Annotated in this window: 15 protein-coding genes; 4 read left to right on the top strand and 11 right to left on the bottom strand. The window is 62.5% G+C overall.

From position 1 onward, the window contains the following. Nucleotides 1–4 precede the first annotated feature (4 nt). Complete coding sequence (locus DXH78_RS12410; protein WP_147292630.1) at nt 5–934, bottom strand: zinc metalloprotease; 930 nt, start codon at nt 932–934, stop codon at nt 5–7. A 327-nt stretch (nt 935–1,261) separates the two neighbouring features. Between DXH78_RS12410 and DXH78_RS12405 the strand changes: the two genes are divergently transcribed. Together DXH78_RS12405 and DXH78_RS12400 are read left to right on the top strand one after the other, a co-directional pair. Continuing rightward, nucleotides 1,262–1,942 carry a Crp/Fnr family transcriptional regulator gene (locus DXH78_RS12405; protein WP_245416804.1) on the top strand — a complete coding sequence of 227 codons (681 nt, stop codon included), beginning with the start codon at nt 1,262–1,264 and terminating at the stop codon, nt 1,940–1,942. Nucleotides 1,943–2,169: 227 nt separating this feature from the next. Further along, the gene (locus DXH78_RS12400; RefSeq protein WP_115517328.1) at nt 2,170–2,973 is read left to right on the top strand and encodes a DUF72 domain-containing protein; all 804 of its coding nucleotides are present in this window, start codon (nt 2,170–2,172) and stop codon (nt 2,971–2,973) included. A gap of 3 nt (nt 2,974–2,976) precedes the next feature. On the opposite strand, the gene DXH78_RS12395 is transcribed toward DXH78_RS12400, so the two are convergent. The 5 genes from DXH78_RS12395 to DXH78_RS12375 all read right to left on the bottom strand — a co-directional run bounded on the left by DXH78_RS12395 (nt 2,977) and on the right by DXH78_RS12375 (nt 8,287). Then, on the bottom strand, nt 2,977–4,017 hold the full coding sequence (locus DXH78_RS12395) for a sulfate/molybdate ABC transporter ATP-binding protein (RefSeq protein ID WP_115517327.1): 1,041 nt from the start codon (nt 4,015–4,017) through the stop codon (nt 2,977–2,979). Nucleotides 4,018–4,026: 9 nt separating this feature from the next. Further along, complete coding sequence (gene cysW / locus DXH78_RS12390; protein WP_115517326.1) at nt 4,027–4,893, bottom strand: sulfate ABC transporter permease subunit CysW; 867 nt, start codon at nt 4,891–4,893, stop codon at nt 4,027–4,029. Further along, nucleotides 4,883–5,734: a sulfate ABC transporter permease subunit CysT gene (gene cysT / locus DXH78_RS12385; RefSeq protein WP_115517325.1), complete on the bottom strand. Its 852-nt coding sequence runs from the start codon at nt 5,732–5,734 to the stop codon at nt 4,883–4,885. The genes cysW and cysT overlap by 11 nt, the downstream gene beginning before the upstream one ends. Before the next feature lie 43 nt (nt 5,735–5,777). Next, on the bottom strand, nt 5,778–6,749 hold the full coding sequence (locus DXH78_RS12380; protein WP_210209579.1) for a sulfate ABC transporter substrate-binding protein: 972 nt from the start codon (nt 6,747–6,749) through the stop codon (nt 5,778–5,780). Between the two features lie 320 nt (nt 6,750–7,069). Next, a complete protein-coding gene (locus DXH78_RS12375; protein ID WP_115517323.1) occupies nt 7,070–8,287 on the bottom strand; it encodes an MFS transporter in 1,218 nt (405 codons plus the stop codon). 109 nt (nt 8,288–8,396) lie between these two features. Here DXH78_RS12375 and DXH78_RS12370 point away from each other — a divergent pair, with 109 nt between their 5' ends. Together DXH78_RS12370 and bcsS are read left to right on the top strand one after the other, a co-directional pair. Continuing rightward, on the top strand, nt 8,397–9,185 hold the full coding sequence (locus tag DXH78_RS12370; RefSeq protein ID WP_115517322.1) for an AraC family transcriptional regulator: 789 nt from the start codon (nt 8,397–8,399) through the stop codon (nt 9,183–9,185). Nucleotides 9,186–9,330: 145 nt separating this feature from the next. Beyond that, the gene (gene bcsS, locus DXH78_RS12365; protein ID WP_210209543.1) at nt 9,331–10,047 is read left to right on the top strand and encodes a cellulose biosynthesis protein BcsS; all 717 of its coding nucleotides are present in this window, start codon (nt 9,331–9,333) and stop codon (nt 10,045–10,047) included. On the opposite strand, the gene DXH78_RS12360 is transcribed toward bcsS, so the two are convergent. The 5 genes from DXH78_RS12360 to DXH78_RS12340 all read right to left on the bottom strand — a co-directional run bounded on the left by DXH78_RS12360 (nt 10,044) and on the right by DXH78_RS12340 (nt 14,192). Beyond that, a complete protein-coding gene (locus DXH78_RS12360; protein WP_245416871.1) occupies nt 10,044–11,132 on the bottom strand; it encodes an ABC transporter permease in 1,089 nt (362 codons plus the stop codon). The genes bcsS and DXH78_RS12360 overlap by 4 nt on opposite strands. Nucleotides 11,133–11,230: 98 nt before the next feature. After that, nucleotides 11,231–12,187, bottom strand: a complete 957-nt coding sequence (locus tag DXH78_RS12355) for an ABC transporter ATP-binding protein (RefSeq protein WP_115517319.1) — start codon at nt 12,185–12,187, stop codon at nt 11,231–11,233. A 2-nt stretch (nt 12,188–12,189) separates the two neighbouring features. Then, nucleotides 12,190–12,942, bottom strand: coding sequence for an HlyD family secretion protein (locus tag DXH78_RS12350; protein ID WP_115517318.1), 753 nt, complete (start codon nt 12,940–12,942; stop codon nt 12,190–12,192). Next, on the bottom strand, nt 12,939–13,655 hold the full coding sequence (locus DXH78_RS12345; RefSeq protein WP_115517317.1) for a TetR/AcrR family transcriptional regulator: 717 nt from the start codon (nt 13,653–13,655) through the stop codon (nt 12,939–12,941). The genes DXH78_RS12350 and DXH78_RS12345 overlap by 4 nt, the downstream gene beginning before the upstream one ends. 135 nt (nt 13,656–13,790) lie before the next feature. Continuing rightward, a complete protein-coding gene (locus DXH78_RS12340) occupies nt 13,791–14,192 on the bottom strand; it encodes a DUF4189 domain-containing protein (RefSeq protein WP_115517316.1) in 402 nt (133 codons plus the stop codon). Between the last annotated feature and the right edge of the window lie 66 nt (nt 14,193–14,258).

Below are 14,258 nucleotides of genomic sequence, written 5' to 3'. Positions count from 1 at the left end.
ACTGTTACTCGATCGGATACATCTTTCTCAGGAAGGCCCAATCCGCTTCGGACAGGACGTTATTATTCGCCGTCAGCAGGCAGCTCGCATTCGGCGATTTGAAGTAACGGGCCTGCAGGCGATAGTGCATGATCGACTTTGGATCGTACTTGATGACGTCGAGCTGATCTCTTGGATACGACTTCGTGATTTCCAGGATGTTGACCTTGATGGCGTGCTCGTTCTTCACCGGGTCCGGATCGAATGCAGGTGGCTTCCTGAACGCGTCAAGCCTGAATTCGTCCTTGCACTTGCTGTCGGGATGCTGATGCTCATGCGCTGCGCCTAACGCGTGCAGGAATTCGTGACGGATGGTTCCGTTGGCCTGCTCATCCCAAGACGGGCCTGAAAGACCGCACAATGCCATGGTCGGAATATTCACGTTCTCCTTGATGACCAGCAGCGCATCCTTGCCGTAATACGAGTAGCACTCGCGCTCGTCGAACTTGACTTGGATGTCCGCCTTGCGATCCGGACATTGCCGATCGGTGCGGTCGATCCGTAAATTGGTCTGTCGGACGATCTCCTCGAACACATCGAGGACGTGCCGCCGTGCGGAGGTACTGCCGTCGAAAAAACAAACGCGGAAACGATGGCCGGCCGGCCAAAGTGTGCTGCGGATATAAATTTGTTCGAAACTCGAAGGACCGCCCCCGGCCAATCCGAACTGCTCGATCAGGGCCTTCCGCTTGTCAACCTCCAGGCGGCGCGCTTCAAAATAGGCTCGGACCCGGGCCGCACTACGTTTGGCGTCCTTGGCGCGGAGCTCCTTGGCAAGCGGTGCGCTCAACCGCGCATATTGAGCTTGTATCCCGCCCGCATCGTGCGACCAGGCAGATGGTACGGCCGGCAAGCAGAGCATCGAAGCGATGATCGCGAACGGTGACAAGCGCATGCCTTCCCCCCGTTCCTCCGAGTCGATCTGTGGATTGATGCACTACCTTGGCTTGTCGTCAACAATATCTATCGTTTTTGGAGAGTTATAGACACCTTCCCCGACGGCCAGGAACGGCGGACCGCGACACCTCGGCAAGATGCATGCCTGCCGAGAACCAGGGCCGGGCGGCGCCCATGGGAACGGAAGATGCCTGCGGTTTGAACAGAAAACCTGGCCATATGCGTTGCGATCACGGTTACAGTCACTAGGCTGGAGCTTCGCGAGGTTGTCCCGCCTGTGATCGCTCTGTTACTCGCCGCCGCATGAAGCCGGACCCGTCATCGCATGCACTTTCCAACCTCGCTGCAGGACATCGATTTCGTCACCATCGTCGCTGCCGCAGCCGTCATCCTCAACATCATCGGCTATCTGATGAAGACGATGATCCCGCTGCGCATGGTGGCGATGGTGACCAACTGCCTGTTCATTACCTGGTCGGGTCTGGCCGCCGTCTATCCGACGCTGGTCCTCAACCTCATTCTGCTGCCGATCAACGCGCTGCGCTTCTATCAGATGAAGCGCCTGATCCGGCAGGTGAACGAGGCAACCGATAGCGACCTATCGCTGGACTGGCTCAAGCCCTTCACCGCCAAGCGTCACTTCGACGCCGGCACCACGCTGTTCCACAAGGGCGATCCGGCCAGCGAACTGCATTTCATCATGTCGGGTCGCTTCCGCGTCGTCGAACGCGGCATTGATATCGGCGCCGGAGGCATCATCGGCGAGTTGGGCCTGCTCGAACCCGGCAAGACTCGCACCGCCACCATCGAATGCATCGAGAGCGGCGAGACGCTCGCCATCTCCTACGACCATGTCATGCAGCTTTATTTTCAGAACCCGACTTTCGGTTTCTATTTTCTGCAACTGTCGACGGCACGGCTGTTCCACACCATCGGCACGTTGGAGGCTGAGAACGCGGCGTTGCGCGCGGCCAATGCCCGCCTCGGTTCGACTCCCTCGGCGTGACGCGGGGCGGCAAGAATGAGAAATCGGGTGGACGGCGACGGGATACGTTTTAATCTCGTCGGCATGACAGCCGAAAACGAAAACGACCACGGAAAAGATCGAACGCGGGTACATCCGCCGTCGCCGATCTCGTCGTGGCCGTCTGGGCGCAGATCGCCTGAGCAATCCGGCGCCGCTTGCCCTATTCTATAGACCCCGATTGTGTAGATAACGTGACGAAAACCTTAATGAAACCTTACCCACCAAAGGCTTACGTCGGCATCGGCGGCTGGACTTACGAGCCATGGCGCGGCGTATTTTACCCCAAAGGGCTGCCGCATGCCCGCGAACTTGAATACGCCGGCCAGCATCTGACCTCCATCGAGGTCAACGGCACCTTCTATTCGACAATGAAGCCGGCGACCTTTGCCAAATGGGCATCCGAGGTTCCGGATGGCTTCGTGTTCTCGCTGAAGGGCCCGCGCTATGCGGTCAATCGCCGCGTGCTGGCCGAAGCCGGTCCGTCGATCGAGCGCTTCCTGCAATCCGGCATTACGGAACTCGGGCCCAAACTGGGGCCCCTGCTTTGGCAGTTCGCGCCGCATAAGAAATTCGACGCCGCCGATTTCGGCGCCTTCCTCGATCTGCTGCCGGACAGATTCGACGGCGCGGCCCTGCGCCACGTCGTCGAGGTGCGCAACGACACCTTCAAGACGCCGGAGTTCATTGCGCTCGCGTGCAAGAAGGGCGTCGCCATCTGCTACGCCGAACACGAGACCTATACCGAGATCGCCGACATCACCGCCGACTTCGTCTATGCACGGCTGCAAAAGGGCGATGAAAAACTGAAAGCCGGTTATCCGCCCAAGGCGCTCGATCAATGGGCCGAGTGCGCCAAGGTCTGGGTGAAAGGCGGCGAGCCGGCCGATCTCCCGCGCGTCGACAAGAAACCGGCACCGAAGAAGCCGCGCGATGCCTTCATCTACTTTATTCACGAAGCCAAGGTGAAAGCACCCGCCGCCGCGATGGCACTGATCGAACGCCTGAAATAGACGCTAGCCCGCCGGGAACACCTGCCAGTGGCGCGGCAGAAAATGCAGGCGTCCCGCCAGCTCCGCGACGGCATCAACCGGCAGTTCGACCTCAATGCGATGCTTGCCGGTGCCAACCTCAAGCTCGACGCGCCGCCAGCCACCGCTGCGGCGCACGGCGACGACCTCGCCGGCGATGGCATCCGGCCGTGCCGTCACCACTTCGACGCCGTTGGGGCGTATCATCAGCCGCGCCGGTCCGTCAGCGACAGCCGTGTTTTCGATATCGATGGGCGCACCGTCGAAGCTGATCCGGCGGCCGGCGATCGTGACCGGCAATTCGCAGGCCTCGCCGATGAACGAGAACACGAAAGGCGACACCGGCCGATCGTAGATTTCGTCCGGCGTGCCAACCTGCTCGATACGTCCCTGGCTCATCACCACGACGCGGTCGGCAAGCTCCAGCGCTTCCTCCTGATCGTGCGTCACGAACACCGTGGTGTGCCCGGTCCGCTCGTGCAACTCGCGCAGCCAGTGGCGCAACTCACGCCGCACCTTGGCATCGAGCGCACCGAATGGCTCGTCGAGCAACAGCACGCGCGGCTCGATGGCAAGCGCGCGTGCCAGCGCCACGCGCTGGCGTTGCCCGCCGGACAACTGCGAGGGAAATCGCTTCTCAAGCCCTGATAGTTGCACGAGGTCGAGCAGGTCGCTGGCGCGTTTGCGGATTTCGGCGGACGGCGGCCGCGTGGCGCGCGGCCGCACCGTGAGCCCGAAGCCGATATTGTCGGCCACGGTCATGTGCTTGAACAGCGCATAGCTCTGGAAGACGAAGCCGACATTGCGTTCCTGCACATCGAGATGCGAGGCATCCTCGTCGCCGAAGTAGATCGCGCCCTCGGTCGGCCGCTCCAGCCCGGCGATCAGACGCAGCAACGTGGTCTTGCCCGAGCCGGACGGCCCGAGCAGCGCAATCAGCTCACCCGAATGGATATCGAGCGATACACCGTGCAGTGCCGGGTAGCGGTCGAATTCCTTGCGAACATTGACAATCCTAATATCCATACCGATACCCTAATGACGGCCATTGCTTGCAGCAATCTGATCGCCATACCGCCATTCGAGCAGAGCTTTCACGGCCAGCGTGAACAGCGCCAGCAGCGCAAGCAGCGAGGCCACCGCGAATGCCGCGGTGAACGCGTATTCGTTGTAGAGAATTTCAACATGCAGCGGCATCGTGTTGGTGAGGCCGCGGATCTTGCCCGACACCACGGCTACGGCGCCGAACTCGCCCATGGCGCGGGCATTGCAAAGCAGCACGCCATACAGCAAGGCCCATTTCACATTCGGCAGCGTAACGTACCAGAATGTCTTGAAACCGCTGGCGCCGAGCGACAGCGCCGCCTCCTCGTCGCCGGTGCCCTGCTCCTGCATCAGCGGAATGAGCTCGCGCGCAACGAAGGGAAACGTGACGAAAATGGTCGCCAGCACGATGCCCGGCACCGCAAAGATGATCTCGATGCCTTGCGCTTTCAGGAACGGTCCCAAATAGCCCTGCGCGCCGAACAGCAACACATAGACAAGCCCGGCAACCACCGGCGACACCGAGAACGGCAGGTCGATGAGGGTAATGACAAAGCTCTTGCCCTTGAAGTCGTGCTTGGCGATCGCCCAGGCCGCGGCGATGCCGAAGATCAGGTTGGCCGGCACCGAAATCGCGGCGATCAGCAATGTCAGATAAATGGCCGATTGCGTGTCGGGATCGGCAATTGCATTGACGAAGCCGCCGAGGCCGCCGCGGAACGCTTCGGCAAACACGAGCAGCAGCGGCAGCAGCAGAAACAGCACGAAGAACAGGATCGCCACGGCGATCAACGTCACGCGCAGCCCCGCGGACTCGCTCGTTGCCGAAGTCGCGGCCGCGTGACGCTCAGACGGCATGCCCGAACCTCCGGCGGCTCCAGGCCTGAATGAGATTGATGGCCAGCAGCATCGTGAACGATATCGCCAGCATCATCGAGGCGACCGCGGTGGCGGCCGCATAATTGAACTCCTCGAGGCGGATGACGATCAGCAGCGGCGCGATCTCGGAGACGAACGGAATATTGCCGGCGATGAAAATGACCGAGCCGTACTCGCCGATCGCCCGCGCCAGAGCAAGAGCAAAGCCGGTCAGGATCGCCGGCACGAGAGGCGGCAAGATGACGCGCCAAATGGTCTGCGCGCGCTGTGCCCCGAGCGTCGCCGCCGCCTCCTCCAGTTCGCGGTCGAGATCGGCCAGCACCGGCTGCACGGTGCGCACCACGAATGGCAGACCGACGAAAACCAGCGCGACCACGATACCGGCCGGCCGATAGGCGATGGTGATTCCGAGCGGCTCAAGCAGCGCTCCAAACCAGCCGTTCGGCGCATAGAGCGCGCTCAGCGAAATGCCGGCCACCGCCGTCGGCAACGCGAATGGCAGGTCGATCATGGAATCGATCAGGCGCTTGCCGGGAAAACGGTAGCGCACCAGCACCCATGCCAGGATCAGACCAAACACAGCGTTGATCACCGCCGCGATCAGCGACGCGCCGAAGCTGGTGCGCAGCGCGGCCAGCGTGCGCGGATCGAGCGCCAGCCGCCAGTATTCGTCCCAGCCGAGCGAGGCGCTGCGCACCACGAGGGCGCCGAGCGGGATCAGCACGATCAGGCTGAGATAGGCCATGGCAAAGCCGAACGTCATCCCGAAACCCGGGATGACGCTGGGTCGCTTCCAGCTCGATGAATCGGCGACGGTCATCAGGTCCGGATACTACTTCGGCAAGGTCATGGCGCTTACAGATTTATTTCGCCCGGTAGATTTGGTCGAACAACCCGCCATCGCCGAAATACTTCGGCTGGGCCGCTTGCCATCCGCCGAAATCCGCGATCGTGGCCAGTTTCAGCGTCCCAAATCGTTTCAAATCGTCGGGGTTGGCCAGCTCCGGCTTCGAGGGGCGATAGTAGTGCTTGGCGGCAATTCTCTGCCCGTCGGCGCTGTAGAGATATTCGAGATAAGCCTGCGCGACCTCGGTCGTCTTGCGCTTTCTGGCGTTGTCGTCGACGAGTGCAACCGGCGGTTCTGCCGTGATCGAGATGGTCGGCACCACGATCTCGAATTTATCGGGACCGAGTTCGTTGAGCGCAAGGAAGGCCTCGTTTTCCCAGGCGAGCAGCACGTCGCCGATCCCGCGCTGCACGAAGGTCGTTGTCGAGCCGCGCGCGCCGGTATCGAGCACCGGCACATTCGCAAACAGTTGCCGGAGGAAATCGGTCGCCTTGGCTTCGTCGCCGCCATGCTTGGTCCTGGCCCAGGCGAGTGCGGCAAGGACATTCCAACGCGCGCCGCCGGATGTTTTCGGGTTCGGCGTAATGACCGCAACGCCGGGCTTCACCAGATCGTCCCAATCCTTGATGGCCTTCGGATTGCCCTTGCGCACCAGAAACACGATGGTCGATGTGTAGGGCGATGAATTGTTCGGCAACCTGCTCTTCCAGTTCGCCGGCAGCTTGCCGGATTTCTCGGCAATGGCGTCGATATCGGCTTCCAGCGCCAAGGTAACAATATCGGCTTCCAGCCCGTCGATGACGGCGCGGGCTTGCGCGCCGGAGCCGCCATGGGACTGCTGCACCACGACGGTCTGGCCGGTCTTGGCCTTCCAGTGCGAGATGAAGGCAGCGTTGTAATCGCGGTACAGCTCGCGCGTCGGATCGTAGGATACGTTCAGCAGGCGCGTCTGCGCGGTCGCCGGCAATGCGGTCACGGCGACGGCCATCAGCGCGGCGCCTGTGATCGCCGCCTGGACGAGATTGCTGGGCAAAGCAAGGAAACGCATCCGATATGCTCCCGTTTGAGCGTTGTGCCATCGCACCATCACCGCCCGGGCCACAAACGGCAAGACCGCGCAAAAAGAAAAAACGAACTTGTCGAAATTTCGCGCTCAAGAGCAATGATGTGCTCGGCAAAGCTACCGAACATGCGGAAATCTACTGTTCATTTCCACAGTGACGGGTCCGCAGCAACAGGCCTTTCGCAACCCGCAAAAAAATCCCGCATATCCGCGCGATCAATGCCCTTGGAATAAATCGGCCCGTTTCATTCCGCGGGCTGCAGAGCGTGGCGGCTCTCGATATTCACCACCATCGCCGTGAGCGCCAACGTGGTGAGAAACATCACCAGCGCCACCGCGGCATTGGCGCCCAGCACGAGACCGAAGCCGCCGGTTTTGTGCAGCAGCGCGATCATGCCAATGGCGATGCCGGAAGAAATGAACAAGGTAAAATAACGCACCGCATAGACGCGGCCGCGCCAGGCGTCGGCGGTGTAACGCGCGAGAATGATGTCGTTGACCGTCACCTGCGCGTAGATCGCGGCGATCGCAATGGCGAGCGCGATCATCAGAGAAAATCCTTCGGCATAGGAGGCCCAGAAATTGCCGATGAAGCCGAGTCCGGTCACGACCGCGAACAGGTAATGCGGGGAGAAGCGTTCGACCAGACGGCCGATCGCAAGCTGAGCCAGCGCGCCGCACAGCAACACCGCCGTGGCAACGCTGCCGACCAGCACCAGCGGCACATCCTTCACCATGCCCTCGTCCACGATCTTGGGCAGCGCAATGGTGAGCACGTTGAACACGAGGCCGGCCGACAGCGCGATAACGAGAAACAGCCCGAACAGCATCGCCATCAGCTTTGCCGTCAATGGCACCGCAGGCTTGCTTTGCCGCTTGCTGGCATGGTGGCGATCGTCCGGCGTCATCTTGAGATAGACGATACCGGTGACGATCATGAACGCTGCCGGCACATAGAACGCCGCGCGCCAGCTGATCCACCAGGCAAGCGCGCCGGAAATACCGGCCGCCAAAGAGACGCCGAGATTGCCGCAGACGCCGTTGAAGGCCAGCGTGCGCCCTTTCGCGCCGGAGGCTTCGATCAGCATCGCCATGCCGACTGGATGATAGATGGCGGCGAAGATGCCGATCGCGAACATCGCGGCGGACAGAACGATCAGGTTCGGGGCCAGCGCCACGGCGATCATCGACAGGCCGCAGCCGAGATAGAACGCCACCATCATGTTGCGGCGGCTCCAGCGGTCGGCAAGCCAGCCGGCCGGAAGCGAAAACAGGCCGAAGGCCACGAACGCCGCACTCGAGAGCGCGATCAGTTCGCTGTAGGGCCGTCCATAGACCGCCTCGAGCCCGATCACGACCGTCGGATAGATCAACAGCACGTAATGGTCGAAGCCGTGCGCAATATTGAGGAAGGTGATGGAGCGCTGGCGGGCGGCCGCGTCGGCGGCTGTGGTGGCGGTCATGAAGAAGCACCTTCAGAGGCGTCGAATCTGAGAACGGCTTGCAATATAGGGCTTGCCATTTGGCGATGTTCGGCCGACCTTCGTCGCGTTCGGGCCAAAAGGAGTGGTCATGGCCGACGCCATACCAATATACCGTCCAACAAGGGACAACGCACCACGCCCGGTCGCCGTGCTGGCCCGGACCTGTGCCGCCACCGACCACATTCCCCTGCACATTCATCGGCGCGGTCAGTTGCTGCACGCGACCAGCGGGATCATGCGGGTCGAGACCGGTCAAGCCGCCTGGATTCTGCCTCCCGCACGGGCGATTTGGCTGCCTCCGCAACTGCCCCACAAGGTCACGATGCGCAGCAAGGTGGAGATGCGGACCGTCTACATCGACGAGGCCCTGTGCGCCGCGCTGCCCGGGCGGCCGGTGTTCGCAGCAATATCCGGCCTCCTGCGCGAGCTCATTCTGGCGCTTCTGGAAGAGCCAGCGGACTATGGCGAGCATGAACGCGGCGGCGCCATCGCCCGGCTTATCCTCACCGAACTGGGACGTCTTGAGGAACGACGCTATGACGTGCCGATGCCGCGCGACGACCGTGCCTTGCGTGTAGCGCGCGCCCTGCTCGACGATCCCAGCATCGACCGCGATCTCGACCGGTGGGCGGATGAGGCCGGCGCCAGCCGGCGAACCCTCGCCCGTCTTTTCCGTCACGAAACCGGCCTTGGTTTTGCCGAATGGCGGGCCCGCCTCCGCGCGGTGGACGGCCTGGCGAGGCTGTCAGGGGGCCAATCGGTTGCCGAAACAGCGGCCGCGGTCGGTTATGCTAGCGCCTCGGCGTTTTCTGCCATGATCCGGCGGACACTCGGTAACCCGCCGCGGCAGCTCGTCTACCACTTATCCGAGCATTAGACCTTTACAACCGTTTACTACTTAAGCGAGAATAATTAAGGTCCATAGACACGATCCCGCGAGCACGTGCTAGTTGTCCTTCGGTAGTATTGCGTACCGGGGCGGGGCCGCAATGGGGTACGGAAGCCGCGTAGGCGTAGCGATCTTGTTTGCTGCGGCTTTTGTCGCTTGCCCTGTCGCACCGGATGCGCGTGCCGGTGAGGACGAAGATCCAACCACCTTGCAGTTCTCGGGCCGCGACCTCTGGCGGAACGGCGTCTTCGCCTATTCCGGATTTGTGTATGCACCCGGCGGCTTCGATCGCGACGGATTCCTGCTCAAGCTCCTCGTGAACAGTGGGGTCTTCCGCTACTGGTCCGGCAGCCTGTACCGCCAGGAAGTCCGCGGCGCTGAATTGCAGACACAGGTGCTGCCCGGCTTCCGTATCAAGCGCGGCACCGCCGAGATGAAGTTCTTCTTCGGCCCGGAATGGCAGACGCACTGGCTGTGGCCTGACGACCCCGACAACAAGTTGCGCGGCCGGAATTTTGGTATGCGCTTTGCCGCCGAACTGTGGTCCGAGCCAACGCCCGACACCTTGATTGCCGGCGATGTATCGCTCGGCACGCTGGCGACCAGTCACACAGCGCGGCTCGCCTTCGGCTGGCGCATCAGCGGCGACCTGTTCAACGAGGACTTCTTCTATGTCGGTCCCGAAGTGCAATTCTTCGATAGCGATGGCTATCGCCAAAGCCGTATCGGCCTGCACATCACCAGCATGAAGACCGGCGACATCGAATGGTCCGCGGCAATCGGCTACGCCCGGGACTCCGACGGACAATCCAGCCCTTATGTCCGGCTCGGGCTGGCGCAAAAGCTCTAGTCCAGCGTGCGTCGGAAGCGCGTCACCGCAATGGTCATCGCGATCAGCATCAGCACCGCGAGCGCCGCCGCCTCGTAGCGCAGGTCGGCGATGGTTGCGCCTTTCAGCATGATGGCGCGGGTGATGCGGATGTAATGCGTGAGTGGCAGAATTTCGCCGACATACTGCGCCCAGCGCGGCATCCCGGCATAGGGGAACATGAAGCCCGACAGCAGAATGTTCGGCAACAGGAACATTACCGACATCTGCATCGCCTGCAGCTGGTTCTGCGCCACGGTAGAGAAGGTGTAACCGATCGACAGATTGGTCGCGACGAACAAGGTCGTCAGCAGCGCCAGCATCCCGAGGCTGCCGAGCAGCGGCACGCCAAACAGGAAGACGCCAATGCTGATGATGATCGCGGCCTGGACGAAGCCGGCGATGACATAGGGAATGATCTTGCCGAGCATGATCTCGATCGGCGTGATCGGCATCGCCAGAAGGTTTTCCAGGGTGCCGCGCTCGATCTCGCGGGTCACCGACAGCGCAGTAAAGATCAGCATCGTCATCGTCAAAATGGCGCCGACCAGACCCGGCACGATGTTCAACTCGGTCTTGGCGGCCGGGTTGTAGCGCGCATGGCTGCGAATCTCGAAAGCCGGCGTGCCCGCCGCCGGAATGGCGTAGTCGTGCATCAGCGCGGTCTGCGTCAGCCGGTTGAGCGCCGACAGCGCCGAGCCGGCGGCGACCGGGTCGGTCGCATCGGCCGCCACCAGCATCGCCGGCTTCTCGCCGCGGCGAAGCGAGCGTTCGAAATTGGCCGGGATTTCGATGCCGAACAGAACCTTGCCGGAGGCCAGCAGCCGGTCGAACTCGGCTTCGGTGCGCGGCAACTCGGTGACCTTGAAATAGCGCGTGTTGTTGAGCGCGGCCAAAATCGAGCGGCCGACGTCGCTCGATTCCTGCAGCAGCACGGCGGTCGGCAGATCGCGCGGCGTGGTGTTGATGGCGTAGCCAAACAGCAAAAGCTGAACCAGCGGGATGATGGCGATCATCGCCAGCGAAACGCGGTCGCGCTTGAGCTGGATGAACTCCTTGATCAGCATGGCCCAGGTCTTACGCAAGAAAGCCTTACGCAAGAAAGCCTTGCGCAAGAATCCGTCGCCTTTCACGCGCTGCGGCGCGTTACTGGGAAGGATCTGGTTCATTGGAAGTTGTCCTTCGCGCGGCCCATCAGGTCGATGAACACGTCTTCCAGCGAGGCTTCCGAGCGCTGCCAGTCCAGATCGCCGCGCTGGCGATAAGGCGCGATCGCCGCCTCCAGCGCAGCCGCGTCGCGGCCCGAGACATGCAGGCTGGTGCCGAACGGCGCCACCATGTCGACGCCCGCCTTGTGTTCGAGCTCCTGCCCGAGCGCCGGGATGCCGTCGCCGTTGCGCGCGCTCACGACATAAGTGGTGAGATTGGACGCCGCGATCACTTCAGCGACGCTGCCCCGCACCAGCAACTCGCCATAGGCGATATACGCGATCTCGTGGCAGCGCTCGGCCTCGTCCATGTAGTGCGTCGAAACCAGCACGGTGAGCCCCTCGGCCGCGAGCGCGTGAATTTCGTTCCAGAATTCGCGCCGCGCCTTGGGATCGACGCCGGCGGTCGGCTCATCGAGCAGCAGAAGCTGCGGGCCGGGCAGCGTGCAGGCCCCGAGCGCCAGGCGCTGCTTCCAGCCTCCCGACAATTCGCCGGCGAGTTGCCCCTCGCGGCCCTTGAGGCCGAGGCGCTCGATCGCGGCCCGCGCCGCTGCGCGCGGATGCCGCAGCCCGTAGATGCGGCCGATGAATTCGAGGTTCTCGCGCACCGACAGGTCCTGATACAGGCTGAAACGCTGGGTCATGTAACCGACCTGGCGCTTGATCTTGTCGGTCTCGGTGCGGATATCGTAGCCGAGGCAGGTGCCGGTGCCCTCGTCCGGCGTCAGCAGCCCGCAGAGCATGCGGATCGTGGTGGTCTTGCCGGAGCCGTTCGGCCCGAGGAAGCCGTAGATGGAGCCGCGCCGGACCTGCATCGAGAAATCGCGCACCACCGCGCGACCGTCGAAACGCTTGGTCAGGTGCGCGACGTCGATGACGACGTCGCGGCCGGCCGATTCATGACCGAGGGGCATGTTCACGGCTTGCCCCCGCGCGTCACCGTGACTGGCTGCCCCACGCGAAACTTCGATGGATCGTCCGGCCGCGCCTCAATCAGGTAGACCAGCTTGGCGCGCTCCTCGAGGCTGTAGATCACCGGCGGTGTATATTCGGCGCTGCGGGCGATGAAGGTCACCTTCGCGGTGAGCCCGGTCGGGCAACTGTCGCAGGACACGCCCACAACGTCGCCGATCTGGATAGCGACAAGCTCGCGCTCCGGCGAGAAAAAGCGAACCTTGAGATTCGCCGGCGGCAACAGTGCGACCACGGGTTTACCCGGCTGCACCGTTTCGCCCGGCCGATAATACACCTCCTCCACCGAGCCGGTGACGGGGCTCAACTGGCGACGGCGCGTTAGCCGCGTCTGCGACGCGTCGAGATTAGCCTGCGCCTGCTGCAACGCTGCCTTGGCATCGTCCATCGTCTTCTGCGTACCGGCCGCGGTCTTCAACAGTTCCTCGGCACGGGCATAAGACTGTTTGGCTGATGCCAAAGTCGCCTCGCGGACTTGCACGTCGGCGCGCTGCAGATCGTTGTCGAGGGTGAACAAGAGATCACCCTTGATCACCTTATCGCCCTGCCGCACTTTCAGGTCTTCAACGCGGCCCTGCTCGTCCGTCGAGACGAAGATCGTCTCGGCCTCGACCCAGCCCTGCAATTGCCGGTCGGGTCCCTTGTCGCAGGCGGCCAGTGCGAGCGCCGCAACGATCAGCGCAGCAAAACGGGTCATGACTTACTCCTCGGAGTAAACAAAATGTCGATGTGAGTTTGCATCATCTTGCGCACGTCGAGCGGCGCAACGTTGCCGAACAGACCGGTCCACACGATAGCGACGAGGCCCGGTGCAGCGATCAGGTGTGGAAACTCGGCCAACGCCTCCGGCACCTCGCCGCGCGCCGCAGCGCGCTTGAGAATGACGCGCAGCGCCTCGAAGATCCGGGAGAGCACTTCGCGATAATAAAATTCAGCGAGCTTGGGGAAACGCCGGCCTTCGGCGATCATCAGTCGGATCACGTCCTTGCGCCGCGTCTCGAACACCTCGTGGACGAAAACGTCCCGCATATGCTCGGCAAGCTGCTTGGCCGGCACATCGGCCTGCCCCAACGTTTCAAAGCCACCGACAATCGGCGTCAGCATCTCGCGCAGCAGTTCCTGAAACAACGTCTCCTTGTCGCGGAAATAGAGATAGATGGTGCCCTTGGCGATGCCCGCGCGCTTGGCAACGTCTTCGAGGCGCGCCGACTCGAAACCGCGCTCGGCGAACTCATCGAGCGCGGCCTCGAGAATGATCCCGCGGCGCTCGGCGCTGCGCGCTTCGCGACCCGCCGGTTTCGGCACCGGCGAGTTGGCCTGGCGAGCGCGCGCGGACCGGCCCACCGCCCTGCCGCTTTTCGCGGCGCCGGCAGCCCGGCCCTTTTTCCCAACGGCAACCTTCTTCGCCATACGTCAAACCAACAGAAATATGACTGACTGGTCAGTCAATTTATAGAACGGACGACTTGTGCTGGCAAGGAGCTTGCCGCTGCGCCCCACCGCAGCCGTTACATTCAAATTTAGTGGTTTTGAGCCCGGCAGCTGTCAGCCGCGGGCGTCGCAGAAGAACGTGCGGATGACGCACTCCTTGCCACCCTCACGGTAGCAGGCTTCCAGCGCCGCATTCTGCGTCACGCCGAGCTTGCCGCCCTGGCCCCAACCGAAGGCGCCACACGGATTGGCAAAATCGACGGCGAAGGCCGTGCAAGTGCGTTTCGACGTCGTCACCACCCGGCAGGCATCGCCCTGGCATTTCGCCAAAGCGCTTTCGTGCGCCGCCGCGACGGAAGCATAATCATAGGCTTCGCCGAAAGCACCACAGGAACCGACCGCCAGCGCGCCGGCGGCGCGTGCGATACTGACCGTGACAAACGTCATCGTCGCTATCGCGAACAGCAAGCTGGCGACAACGACAACCCGCGCGGCGGGCGTATAGGTTTCAGTCATCGGACCGGCCCCCGAAGGTTCCGCAGGAACTACCGCAGAGGATAAGCGGCGAGTCGCAGGCTCCGA

The organism is Undibacter mobilis, from assembly GCF_003367195.1.
Classification (GTDB): Bacteria; Pseudomonadota; Alphaproteobacteria; order Rhizobiales; family Xanthobacteraceae; genus Pseudolabrys; species Pseudolabrys mobilis.
Note: the sequence above shows the minus strand (reverse complement) of the source record. Positions and strands in the feature narration are given on the sequence as shown.